At 63.7% G+C, this 12,177-nt stretch carries 9 protein-coding genes; 6 read left to right on the top strand and 3 right to left on the bottom strand.

Going from position 1 to position 12,177, the window contains the following annotated elements:
* Nucleotides 1-472: 472 nt before the first annotated feature.
* Nucleotides 473-1,414, bottom strand: coding sequence for an aliphatic sulfonate ABC transporter substrate-binding protein (locus ASILVAE211_RS09250; protein ID WP_227321018.1), 942 nt, complete (start codon nt 1,412-1,414; stop codon nt 473-475).
* 181 nt (nt 1,415-1,595) lie between these two features.
* On the opposite strand from ASILVAE211_RS09250, the gene ASILVAE211_RS09245 reads away from it, so the two are divergent.
* The 6 genes from ASILVAE211_RS09245 (at nt 1,596) to ASILVAE211_RS26310 (ending at nt 8,370) form a co-directional block, all read left to right on the top strand.
* Nucleotides 1,596-3,959, top strand: a complete 2,364-nt coding sequence (locus ASILVAE211_RS09245) for an Orn/Lys/Arg family decarboxylase (protein WP_227321017.1) — start codon at nt 1,596-1,598, stop codon at nt 3,957-3,959.
* Complete coding sequence (queC, locus tag ASILVAE211_RS09240; protein ID WP_227321016.1) at nt 3,956-4,675, top strand: 7-cyano-7-deazaguanine synthase QueC; 720 nt, start codon at nt 3,956-3,958, stop codon at nt 4,673-4,675. The genes ASILVAE211_RS09245 and queC overlap by 4 nt, the downstream gene beginning before the upstream one ends.
* 59 nt (nt 4,676-4,734) lie before the next feature.
* The gene (locus tag ASILVAE211_RS09235; protein WP_227321015.1) at nt 4,735-5,022 is read left to right on the top strand and encodes a hypothetical protein; all 288 of its coding nucleotides are present in this window, start codon (nt 4,735-4,737) and stop codon (nt 5,020-5,022) included.
* An 80-nt stretch (nt 5,023-5,102) separates the two neighbouring features.
* Entirely contained in the window at nt 5,103-6,623 is a 1,521-nt protein-coding gene (locus ASILVAE211_RS09230) for an aspartate ammonia-lyase (protein WP_227321014.1), read from the top strand.
* On the top strand, nt 6,620-8,182 hold the full coding sequence (locus ASILVAE211_RS09225; RefSeq protein WP_227321013.1) for an ArnT family glycosyltransferase: 1,563 nt from the start codon (nt 6,620-6,622) through the stop codon (nt 8,180-8,182). Before ASILVAE211_RS09230 ends, ASILVAE211_RS09225 begins: the two co-directional genes overlap by 4 nt.
* Nucleotides 8,131-8,370 carry a type II toxin-antitoxin system ParD family antitoxin gene (locus ASILVAE211_RS26310; protein ID WP_319799548.1) on the top strand — a complete coding sequence of 80 codons (240 nt, stop codon included), beginning with the start codon at nt 8,131-8,133 and terminating at the stop codon, nt 8,368-8,370. Before ASILVAE211_RS09225 ends, ASILVAE211_RS26310 begins: the two co-directional genes overlap by 52 nt.
* A gap of 70 nt (nt 8,371-8,440) precedes the next feature.
* Here the strand turns inward: ASILVAE211_RS26310 and mdoH are convergent, their stop codons facing one another.
* Both mdoH and ASILVAE211_RS09210 read right to left on the bottom strand, forming a co-directional pair.
* Complete coding sequence (mdoH, locus tag ASILVAE211_RS09215; RefSeq protein ID WP_227321011.1) at nt 8,441-10,582, bottom strand: glucans biosynthesis glucosyltransferase MdoH; 2,142 nt, start codon at nt 10,580-10,582, stop codon at nt 8,441-8,443.
* A gap of 2 nt (nt 10,583-10,584) precedes the next feature.
* Complete coding sequence (locus ASILVAE211_RS09210) at nt 10,585-12,126, bottom strand: glucan biosynthesis protein (RefSeq protein ID WP_227321274.1); 1,542 nt, start codon at nt 12,124-12,126, stop codon at nt 10,585-10,587.
* Between the last annotated feature and the right edge of the window lie 51 nt (nt 12,127-12,177).

Raw genomic sequence — 12,177 nt, 5'->3', positions numbered from 1 at the left:
GCGATGAACGGCTTCTTGTTTGCCGAGATAGGAACGCTGCCGAGCGGCATGGTTCTGACGGTCAACTCAATGCTTGCTCAGCAAGGTATTGACCCTTGGGACGAAACGGCCCGTTTGCAAAATATGCCTGTCCTGGAAGCCACAAGCCAGTTAGCCGCGCAGATCAGAGCATCGGGGCTGGAACTTGCTAATGCAGAAGCGGCAAAGGCTATCGCCGCCCGGCTGGCGAGGATGCTGTCGTTGGCGCGGCAGGAGAAGAGTGGTACTTCCCATGCAGAAGCCGGATTTATATCGCGTGGGAAAGAGGTTAGAGGCCCAACCGCGCCACCGCGCTCACGAACAAGACTGCCGATCGTGCGGCTCGTCATTATCGCGGTCGCGGCGACGACGCTGATTGTGATCGGTATTTTCGACCCTCATGATATATTGGCTCGCCCCGACATTCAGAAGTCGTCGGAGCCAGTGCCTGCCTCTATCCCAGCACCGCCTGTGACACATCAATCTTCCTCGGAATCAGGTGCAGCGCTGCAAACGTATCCGCGATCTTCTGCTGGTCCGCCACAATCGCCGGAGTCACCGGCTCGACCCCGTATTTCTGCCGCGTGAACCAAACCTTCAGAATTTCGGGCGAGACGCCGATGGTCTTGGACAGGTCGGTCGCGATCTGATCGACATGCTTCGGTTCCCAGGCCTCGATCTCCTGAATGGCACCGATGGCGGCCTTCAGCGCCGGGGCGTTCTGCGTCGCGAAGTCATGGCTCGACAGATAGAAGGCGCGGTTGGGCATCAGCCCCGTGCCGTCTGTCAGAATCTTGGCACCCGCCACCTGGGCCGATGCCTCGAACGGGTCCCACACGGCCCAGGCGTCCACCGCGCCTGATTGCAGGGCCACGCGCCCGTCCGACGGCTGCAGATAGACCGGCGTGATATCGGACCAGGCGAGGCCGGCATGGCGGATGGCCGCCACCACCAGATAATTGGCGCTGGACCCTTTCGCGACCGCGACCTTTTTCCCGCGCAGGTCGGCCACCGTCTTCACGCTACTGCCCGGCTGCACCAGAATGGCGACGGAGCGCGGGGAGGGTTGCGTCGCGGCGGCATAGACGACAGGCACGCCGGCCGCTTGAGCGAAGATCGGCGGCGGCTCACCCGTAAAGGCCAGGTCGACCGCGCCGTCATTCAGGGCTTCCAGGATCGGCGGGCCGGAGGTGAAAATGGCCCAGCTCACGCCATAGCCCAGTGGCTTCAGCCGCTTTTCCAGCAGGCCTTGCGCCTTTAGCAACGAGAGGGCCACGGAGGCCTTCTGGTAGCCGACCTTCAGCACGCGGTCACCGGCCTGCGCCTCAGTCCCCAGGGCCAAGGCCGGCAGAAGCGCGCCGGATGCCTGCAATATTCTACGGCGTGAAATCGTCATTGACCGGTTCTCCCGCTTCCTAAGGCTGAATATACGGGGAAAATCGGGCCGTCAAACGATACACCGATTGAAAATCGTTCTTTATGAAAGAAATTTGTCACACAGTCGCGGTCGATAGCGCTATGCGCCTGCGGGCAGTGCCGTCGAGCCTCGTCGGTCCACGCGTCTGAAGGATAATCGGATGGAATATTCGCGCCGCTTCAAGTTCCTCATCTGCGTTCCGTCGTTCAATGAGAGCGATATGGAGGGCGCGCGCCTCACCCAGATCGTGCAGGAGATCGAGCAGGACGGTTACGCGGTCCTGCGCGCCCGGCGGGAGGAGGATGCCGAGCTCGTCATCCGCACCGACGCGGCGCTCGGCTGTATCGTGGTCGACTGGGGCAAGAAGGGCGTCAGCGGCAAATCCTCGGCGCTGATCGACCTCGTGCGCAAGCGCGGGCTGGACGTGCCGATCATCATCCTGGTGCGGCGCCAGACGCTGGAGCAGATCCCGGTGGAGGTGCTGGACAATGTCGACGGCTTTATCTTCCTGGCGGAAGAAACGCCGGACTTCATCGCCAAAAACCTCGTCGCCCGCCTGCGGCAATATGCCGACAGCCTGAAGACGCCCTTCTTCGGCACGCTGGTGGACTATGCCGAGCAGGGCAATATGCTGTGGACCTGCCCGGGCCATAATGGCGGCGCCTTCTATCGCCGCAGCCCCATCGGCCGCATCTTCGTGGAACACTTAGGCGAAGCCGTCTTCCGCGACGATCTCGACAATTCCGTGCTGCAACTGGGTGACCTGCTGACCCATGAAGGCCCGGCTCTGCGCGCCGAGCAGGAGGCCGCCAAAATCTTCGGGGCCGAGCGCACCTATTTCGTGCTCAACGGCACCTCGGCCTCCAACAAGATCGTGCTCAACGCTCTTCTGGCCGAGGGCGATCTGGTGCTCTTCGACCGCAATAACCATAAGGCGGCGCATCACGGCGCCTTGCTGCTGGCGGGTGCCACGCCCGTCTATATCGAAACCGCGCGCAATCCGCATGGCATGATCGGGCCGATGAGCCTGGCCGCGCTGGATGAGACGCGCCTGCGCGAAGCGATCCGCGACAACCCGGCCGTGAAAGACCCCGACGCCTGGCTGCGGGAGCGGCCCTTCCGCGCGGCGGTGGTGGAACAATGCACCTATGACGGCACCATCGTTTCGGCCGAGGAAATCATCGCCCGCATCGGCCATCTTTGCGATTACGTGCTGTTCGACGAAGCCTGGGCCGGCTTCATGAAGTTCCACCCGCTCTTCCGTGGCCGCTTCGGCATGGGGCTGGACAAGCTGGGTCCGAATGACCCCGGCATCATCGTCACCCAAAGCAGTCACAAGCAGCTGGCCAGTTTCAGCCAGGCGAGCCAAATCCATGTGAAGGACAGCCACCTCGCCGGGCAGCGCCGTCAGGTGACCTCGCAACGCTTCAACGAGTTCTTTCTGCTCCACGCTTCCACCAGCCCCTTCTATCCGCTCTTCGCCTCGCTGGATGTCGGCGCGCAGATGATGAAGGGCCGCTCGGGCGAAGTTCTGTGGGACGATACCGTTCGTCTCGGCATCGAGCTCCGCAAGAAAATCCGCCTCGCGGCGCGGGAATATGGCGAGCATGAGACGGACCCGACCCGCCGCTGGTTCTTCGAGCCCTTCGTGCCGCGTTTCGTGCAGCCGTCGGAGGCTGCGCGCAGCTCGGAAGGGATGCGCTGGGAAGATGCCGAGACCGATCTTCTGGCTAGCGATCCGGCGCAGTGGGAATTGGTGCCGGATGAATTCTGGCACGGCTTCCCCAGCCTGGAAAAAGGCTGGGCCATCACCGACCCCAATAAGCTGACCATTCTGACGCCGGGTTTTTCGGACAGCACTGAGGACCGCTATGCCGATCACGGCATTCCGGCCCCGGTCGTCGCCGAATATCTGCGCGAAAACCGTATCGTGCCGGAAAAGAACGACCTCAACTCCCTGCTGTTCCTGCTGACGCCGGGCGTGGAAAGCAGCAAGGCCGGCACGCTGCTGTCCCATCTCGTCACCTTCAAGAAGCTGCATGACGAGAACCGGCCGCTGGAAGACGTCTTCCCCGGCTTCGTTGCGCGCCGCCCGGCCCGCTATACCGGTGTCGGTCTGCGCGACCTCTGCGCCGAAATGCACGCCTTTTATCGTCGGAGCGGCACCAGCGCCTTGCAGGCGGCGCAGTTCCGCGCCGAGCATCTGCCCGAAATGGCCATGCATCCGCATGAGGCGACGCGGGAACTGGTGCGCAACAATGTCGATTATGTGCCGCTGGACGAGGCCGCCGGGCGCATCGCCGCCACCCTGTGGCTGGTCTATCCGCCGGGCATCGCGACCGTGGTGCCGGGTGAGCGCGTCGGCGGCCGCGCCCAGCCGATGATCGACTATCTGAAGGTCTTCGAGCGCGCGTCCAACCTCTTCCCGGGCTTCGAATCCGAGGTTCAGGGCCTCTATCGGGAGACGAAGGATGGGGTTATGCGCTTCTACACCTATGTGATCCGGGAGAAGGGTGCGGCGTGACGGCAGCGGACGACAAGGCTCTGGTTCTCTTTTCGGGCGGGCAGGATTCGGCGACCTGCCTCGCCTGGGCGCTCGACCGTTTCGGGTCGGTGGAGACCATCGGCTTCGATTACGGCCAGCGCCATCGGGTGGAATTGGATGTCCGCCCGGCCTTCCTGGACGCGCTGCGGGCTGATTTTCCCGCCTGGGCGGGGAAGCTGGGGGCCGATCACCTGATCGATGCCGGCATCGTCGGCAAGCTCAGCGAGACGGCGCTGACGCAGGAGACCGAAATCGCCATGCAGGCGGACGGGCTGCCCAATACTTTCGTGCCCGGGCGCAACCTGCTGTTCCTGACCATGGCGGCCGTCACCGCCTATCGCCGGGGCATCAAGCATATCGTCACCGGCGTCTGCGAGACCGATTTCTCAGGCTATCCCGATTGCCGGGACGATACCGTTAAGGCGCTGCAATTGGCCCTGAACCTCGGCATGGACCGGCGCTTCGTGCTGCATACGCCGCTCATGTGGATCGACAAGGCCGCCACCTGGGCGCTGGCGTCTGGCCTCGGCGGCGACGCGCTGGTACGGCTTATCAACCAGGACACCCATACCTGCTATCTGGGGGACCGCAGTACGCGGCACCCTTGGGGCTATGGCTGCGGCCATTGCCCCGCCTGCAACCTGCGGGCGGAGGGTTGGGCGCGCTTCGTGGCGGATGCTCCGCAGCCCGTCTGACCCTTGGCACGCGCACGCGGGATGCCAGCTATAGGGCTTGCCCGGAAGGACGGTTCTGAATGAATTCCGCCATCGATTTCGTGCTTACCTTGATCCTGCGGCTGGTCGGCGTCGTCATGGCGGTGATCATCCTCATCGAGAATGCTTTGCGCCATCTGCTGGAACAGGCGGGCATTCACGGCCAGACGCAATCCGCCGTGCTGGTGGTGGCGGCCATCCTGGTCATCGTCGGCGCGCTGCGCCTGCTGGGCGGCATCTTCGGCCTGCTGATTACCGTGCTGCTGATCCTGATGATCCTGAACCTGCTCATGCCCGGCTTTCATGTGCCGATGAACGTGCATGCCTGAGTGAGGGCGGAAAGGGCTTCAACGGCCCGTCGGACGGCGGCAGAGTCGCTGGGCTGCAATCATAAAAACGAGCCAGTTCCATGACGGCCGATTTCGAAACCCAGGACGACACCACCCCTACAGACACGCTGCACTTGGCGACCACGCGGCAAGTGACCCTGTCGGACATCGAGACCCGCATCGAGCATGATCTGCTGGGGGAGGCCGCGGTGCCGGCCTCCGCCTATTGGGGCGTGCATTCCCTGCGCGCGGTCGAGAATTTTCCGATAACCGGCGTGGCAGTCGGGCATTTCCCGGATCTGGTGCGGGCGCTGGCCATGGTGAAACAGGCGGCGGCGCGCACGAACAGGATGCTGGGCGATCTTCCGGCCGAGAAGGCCGCCATGATCGAGCGCGCCTGCGAGGCGCTGCTGGCCAGCCGTGATTATCATGACCAGTTCGTGGTCGATGCCGTGCAGGGTGGCGCCGGCACATCCACCAATATGAATGCCAATGAGGTTGTCGCGAACCTGGCCCTGGTTCTGGCCGGGTATAAGCGCGGTCGTTACGACCTGCTGCACCCCAATGACGACGTCAACATGGCGCAGTCCACCAATGACGCCTATCCCACCGCTTTGCGCGTGGCGACCTTGGAAGGCGTGAAGCCCTTGCAGCGGGCGCTGCGCGACCTGTCGCTGGCCCTGAAGAAGAAGGGCGCGGAATTCGCCGATGTCCTGAAGATGGGCCGTACCCAGTTGCAGGACGCGGTGCCGATGACGCTGGGCCAGGAATTCGACGCCTTCCATGTCACCGTCAAAGAAGACGTGCAGCGCCTGGGCGAGGTCGCGGCGCTGTTTCATGAGGTCAATCTGGGGGCGACGGCCATCGGCACCGGCATCAATGCCGATCCGCGCTACGCGCCTTTGGTGGTGGAGGAACTGGCGGCGATCAGCGGCCATCCATTGTCGCTCGCCCCCAATTTGATTGAAGCCACGTCCGATATGGGCGCCTTCGTGCTGTTTTCCGGCGTGCTGAAGCGGATTGCCGTGAAGCTTTCCAAAATCTGCAATGACCTGCGGCTGCTCTCCAGCGGTCCGCGCACGGGGATCGGCGAAATCAACCTGCCGGCGCGGCAGGCGGGGTCTTCCATCATGCCGGGCAAGGTCAATCCGGTGATCCCGGAAGTCGTCAGCCAGGTCGCCTATCTCGTCATCGGGCATGACCTGACGGTGACGATGTGCGCCGAGGGCGGGCAGTTGCAGCTGAACGCCTTCGAGCCGACCATCGCCTATAGCATCATGACAAGCCTGCGCATGCTGACCTCGGCCATCGACAGCCTGACCCAGAACTGCATCACCGGCATTACCGCCAATCGGGAGCATTGCCTGGACCTGGTCAACCACAGTATCGGGCTGGTGACGGCACTGGCGCCGACGCTGGGCTATGAGGTGACGTCGCGCATCGCCAAGCGGGCTCTGGCGGAAGGGCGCGGCGTGCGGGAGATTGTGCTGGAAGAGGGTTTGCTGGAGGAGCGCGTGCTGGATGAGCTGCTGCGGATTGAGGCGATGACCCGGCCGTCCCGTCACATCACGCCGCGCGCCGTGGCCGCCACGAAGGGATGAGCGCTGCTGCTTCGCGACCTGAAGGGCGATGGCGCCCTCTGCCTTGGCTGATCCCGGCTGGGCTGGTTCTGGTCACCGTCCTGACCCGCGCGCCGAGCTTCGTCATGAGCGTGGTGGATTGGGACGAGAGCCTGTATTTCATCATGGCCCAGCAATGGCGGGCCGGGCATCTGCCCTATACCGCCGTCTGGGATAATAAGCCGGTCGGCATCTACGCGATTTTCGCTGTCTTTCAGAGCGTGTTCGGCGACAGCGTCCTGTCCATGCGCCTGGCCGGCGTGGCGGCGATTGCCGGCATGGCCTTGCTGACATGGCGCATCGCGCGATATTGTTTGCGCGATCAACCGGCCGTGGCGGCGGAGCTTTTTGCCGGCATCGCCGGTCTGCTGGTGATCGGCACGACGATCCCGGATGACGGCATCGCCGCCAATACCGAAATCTTCATGGAGTGTTTCACGCTCCTCGGCATGCTGTGGGCGTTGACGGCGCAAGGGCCGATCCGCGCCGGTCGCGCGGTCGGCATCGGCCTCGCCCTCGGCTTTGCCTTCATGGTCAAATATGTCGCAGTTTTCGACATGTTCGCGGTTTACGCCGCCATGCTGATCCTGCCGGGGCGTCTGCGGCGCGGCGTGGCCGGATTGTGGGACGCAATCCGGCTGGGGCTGCTGTTCAGCCTCGGCGCGCTGGCACCCTTTCTGGCGACGGTTCTGCTTTATGCCGCGCAGGGCAAGCTGCCGGTGATGGTCGAGGCGAGCCTTCTGTCCAATACGCGGCGTGTCGCTTTGCCGGTGTCGGGCAATCTGGCGGAGCGCGCCTACCGGGCGCAAGCGATGCTATTCCCGGCGCTGTTCCTGTCCCTGGTCTGGCTTGCGGCACGCGTGATCCGCGCGCCACGTCAAACTCTTGTGCTGGTTGCTTGGCTGGTCACCAGTGCGGTCGGCGTCGCCTCCGGCGGGCTGTATTTCAGCCATTACTTTCTGCAACTGCTGCCGGTGCTCTGCATCACAACGGCGCTGATGCTGGCTTGGCTTTTCCGTAACCTGCCGCGTTCGGTCCGCGTTGCCGTTGGTGTTTTGTTCGTGCTCAACCTGATCCCCATGCTGTCCCGCAGCAGTGCCGATATGGGCCGCATGGTCGCCAATATGGAGCGGCCGCCTGTCCCAGGCTTCGCGCCGCTGCGCGATACCCCGGCCCAGCTTGCCGCTGACCTCAAACCAGCGCTGGCGGCCGTGCCAGGGGCTGAGGCCTATGCCTTCGACGGCGAGCCGATCCTCTACGCGCTGCTGCGCGAACCTCTGCCGACGAAATTCGTTTTTCCGTCTTTTCTGCTCTCAAAACTCCTGGCCCATACGGTCGGCATCGACCCGCTGGCCGAGTTGAACCGCATCCTGGCGGCCAAGCCGATGTTCATCATCCGCCGCACCAATCCGGATGACAAGGACGCGGCGACCCGCAATCTGGACGTCTACGCCGCCATGAATGCTGCACTGGCGGCAGATTATACGGTGTGGAAGCGCTACGATACGATGGTGGTGTATCGTCGGAAGTCAGCGAAGTAGGGAGACGATCGGTGGTTAATCCGAACGCGCCAAAGCCCACGAAATTAGCGGCCCTACGCGCAGCTTTGCGTGAAGGCGAGGAAAGCGGACTAACGACGGAGTTTGACGTTGAAGCGTTTATTGCGCGGAAGCGGATGGATCCTCGGGTCAAGCCCGAGGATGACGAAATAATTGATAGGTCATCTTAATTTTGTCATCCCAGGGCTTGTCCCGGGGATCTACCCTTCGTCGCAAGTAACAGGCAAACTTGCGAGACTTCTAACCATCCCCCAGACTGAGCACAGCGAAGTCCCTCGCCATTGCCTGCAACCGATCCAGCCCCTCGGCGGAGCCGAGCACGGCGGCGGTTTCCTGTTTCGACAATTGATCGATCGCCTTCTGCAAGCTGTCGGTCTCGGCGAGCTTGGTCAGCCCCACCAGCAGCGGCACGTCGATCGGGTCTTGGCCCGGCCGGCGGGCCGGCGGCAGCATGGCGCGATGGGCGGCCAGCAGCGCCGCATCCCCCAGCAGATGCCGGATGGCATGGGGGATCGGCGGCGTGCTGCCGCTCCGCAATGCGGCGGCACTTTGCAGAATGGCATTGGGCTGCCGCTCCTCAGGAATGCTGAGCAGGCCCATCCGTTGCAGCGCGACACCGACACGGCTCGACGCCGTCAGCATCACCAGCGGCACGGCCAGCACAAGGCCGAGCAGAACGGGCGTCATCCAGAGAAACAGGGCCGGGGAGACGGCATAGGCGATGACGGCCAGAATGACGCCCGTCGCCATGAATCGCCAATATTGCCGCCAGACCAGACGCAGCGGCACGGCATCGCCGTCCCGCTTTTGCGCGTTCCAGCCGCTGTCTCGCCCAGCTAATATCTGCATCACGCCTTCCGTCTGGATCAGCATGGCGACGGGCGCGATCAACCCGCCGATCAGTGTTTCCAGCAGCAGGCTGAGCAGCGCACGGAAGGCACCGCCCGCGCCCCGCCGCAGCGGGCCGTTCACCAGCAGCAGGATATAGGCGAAGAGTTTCGGCGCCAGCAGCACCGCCATGGTGCCGATGAAAACCCATTTCGCGAGCACCGGATCGACCTGCGGCCAGCGCGGAAACAGGGATTTGGTGGCGCCGAAATATTGCGGCTGCACGAAGCGCGATTGCAGCGAGACCAATACGCCGACGAGCAGGAACAGCAGCCAGAGCGGTGCGGTGACGTAGCTGCCGATGCCCATGAGCAGATGCAGGCGGCTGACCCAGTGCAGCCCGCGCGCCGGCAGCACGCCGACATGTTGCAGATTGCCCTGCGCCCAACGCCGGTCGCGAATGGCGACATCGGTCAGCGACGGCGGGCTTTCCTCGTAACTACCCCCCAAGGCCGGGACCATATGAATGGCCCAGCCGCCACGCCGCATCAGGGCTGCTTCGACGAAATCATGGCTCAACACTGCGCCGCCGAAAGGCTTTCGTCCCTTGAGATGCGGCAGGCCGGCCTGTTCGGCGAAAGCCTGGGTGCGGATGACAGCGTTATGGCCCCAGTAATTGCCTTCCGACCCGTGCCACCAGGCAATGCCCTGGGCGATCACCGGCCCGTAAATCCGGCCGGCGAATTGCTGCATCCGGGCGAAAAGGGATGTGCCGCCGGCGATGACGGGCAGGGTCTGGAGAAGACCGACGCCGGGATGGGCTTCCATGGCGGCGGCCATGCGCAGCACGGTCTCGCCTTCCATCAGGCTGTCGGCGTCCAGCGTCAGCATCTGCGGATAGGCAGCCCCGAAGCGGCGCACCCATTCCGCGATATTGCCCGCCTTGCGATCGATGTTTTTGGCGCGGCGCCGGTAAAACAGGCGCGGCGCGCCCGCACCGATCTCGGCGCGGAAGGCGAGGAAGGCAGCCTCCTCGGCGATCCAGACATCCGGGTCCGTCGTGTCGCTGAGGATGAAGATGTCGAAGTTTTCGCCTTGGCCGGTCGCCGCCAAGGAGTGGTGGATGGCCTTAAGTCCGGCCATGACCCGGGCCGGTTCCTCATTATAGGTCGGCATCAGCAGCGCCGTGCGATGGCGCAACTGCGGCAGCGGGCCGTTTCTGGTGATGCCGAGGCCCAGGCCCCCGCCGGCGAGGCTCGCGAAAAATCCGCCGACCGCGCTCATGAAGGACAGCGCAATCCAGGCGAAGAGCACAAGGAACAGGATCAGGATCAGGATGCCGAGGACGCTCGGCCCATTGCCGTTGAAGACCTTGTACATTTCGGCGCCGCCACCGGCGGTCATGATGACGGCACCGCCGATGACGAAAAGCCGCCGGAAAAAAAGGCCGCGCGGTGCCGTGACCGGGCGCGGGCCGCGCTTGGGGGCCACGCCCAGCGACTGCACCGGCATCGCCAGCGGCGCCTCCGCAGGCAGGTAACCGGGCAAGGTCATGGTCATGGTGTCCAGCGGTAGAGCCAGGTTTCAGACAGCGGCGTCTGGTCGTTCATCAGCACGCCGCTGAGTTCGATAAGCTTGGCGTCGCCCGGCTCCAGCGTAAACATGATGCGCTGGCCGCCGGTGGCCGGATTGGGCTCCACCACCACCGCGCTGATCTTGCCGGCGCTGGCGGAAAGCTGGGCATGCGGCTTGGCGTCCGCCGGCAGGGTCTTCACCGCGTCGCCCACGATATCGAGGACGATTTCCAAGCCGGAATGGTCGTCGGAATTGCCGATGCGGGTGTCGACGATACGGCCGAGCTGGGTCGGCTGCGGATTATCCCAGCCCCAATGCATGCGATACGTGAAATTATACTGGCCCTTGGCGGCCAGCTTGTCCTTCGGCCGCCAGAAACTGACGATATTGTCGTTGACCTCGTTCGGGCTTGGGATTTCGACCAGATCGACCGCGCCCTGGCCCCAGTCGCCGATCGGTTCGATCCAGAGGCTGGGCCGCTTCTCGTATTGCAGCGCGACGTCCTGGTAATCGAAAAAGGCGCGCTTGCGCTGCATGAGGCCGAAGCCGTGTGGGCTGGAATCCTGGAAGGCGCTGAATTGCAGCGCCGCCGGGTCATTCAGCGGCCGCCAGAGCTGCGCGCCGGACCCCGTCCACATCGACAGCCCCTCCGAGTCATGGGCAGCCGGCCGCCAGTCATTCACCTTGTTGCGGTTATTGGCATCGAAATAGAACATGCCGGTCAGCGTCGCGATGCCGGGTTCGGTAATGTCGACGCGCGGAAACAGGCTGCTTTCGACGTCGAAGACGGTCTCATTGCCTGGCGTGATGGTGAATTTGAAGGCGCCCGTGACGCTCTGGCTGTCGAGCAGCGCATAGACGACAAGGGAGTTCTGGCCGGCCGGTGGCCGCACCAGCCAGAAGGCGCTGAAGCGGGCGAATTCCTCGCCCTTCGGGTCACCGGTGCCGATGGCAAGCCCGCGCGCGGACAGGCCGTACACCTGCCCTTTGGCGACGGCGCGAAAATAGCTGGCGCCGAGGAAGACGCAGAATTCCTCGAAGACATCGGGCTTGTTGATCGGGCTCAGGATGCGCAGCCCGGAATAGCCAAGATTATCCGGCACTTTCAGCTTGGGATTGTCATAGTTGAACAGGTCGGGTGTGTAAGGAACGGGGGCTGCCTTGCCGTCCGCCACTTCGAACATGTCGACCTTGGCCGGATACAAAAATCCGCGCGGAAAGAACTGCGCCTGAAAGCCCAGTTTCTGGTCATGCCACAGCGCCTGGTCCGGGCGATAATTGACGCCACGGAAATCATCCCAGGTCATATGGGCGATGGCGCTGGGCAGCGTGGTATTCGGCGCCTGATAGGGTTCGGTCGCCATCTTCTGCGCCAGATGTTGCACCGTGGACCCGTCGAAAGGCCCTGCTTCCGGCGCGGTGCGGGGCGCGGACGCTGCCTGGCTCGGCCGCAAGCCGAGAGAAGACAGGAATGCGATACCGGACAGACCGAGGCCACCCTGAACCAAATCCCGACGCAGCAAATTGGGCACAAGCAATCCTTTCGCGGTCAGACCATCCGCCGGGAAGTGGTA

It is taken from the genome of Acidisoma silvae (assembly GCF_020618775.1).
Taxonomy (GTDB): domain Bacteria; phylum Pseudomonadota; class Alphaproteobacteria; order Acetobacterales; family Acetobacteraceae; genus Acidisoma; species Acidisoma silvae.
This window is presented reverse-complemented; position numbering and strand designations above follow the sequence as displayed.

Excerpts from the sequence above, each read along its gene's own strand:
- ASILVAE211_RS09230 (WP_227321014.1), top strand. The coding sequence starts at position 5,103 with ATGACGGCCGATTTCGAAACCCAGGACGACACCACCCCTACAGACACG.
- ASILVAE211_RS09235 (WP_227321015.1), top strand. The coding sequence starts at position 4,735 with ATGAATTCCGCCATCGATTTCGTGCTTACCTTGATCCTGCGGCTGGTC.
- ASILVAE211_RS09225 (WP_227321013.1), top strand. The coding sequence starts at position 6,620 with ATGAGCGCTGCTGCTTCGCGACCTGAAGGGCGATGGCGCCCTCTGCCT.
- mdoH (WP_227321011.1), bottom strand. The coding sequence starts at position 10,582 with ATGACCTTGCCCGGTTACCTGCCTGCGGAGGCGCCGCTGGCGATGCCG.
- ASILVAE211_RS09245 (WP_227321017.1), top strand. The coding sequence starts at position 1,596 with ATGGAATATTCGCGCCGCTTCAAGTTCCTCATCTGCGTTCCGTCGTTC.
- ASILVAE211_RS09250 (WP_227321018.1), bottom strand. The coding sequence starts at position 1,414 with ATGACGATTTCACGCCGTAGAATATTGCAGGCATCCGGCGCGCTTCTG.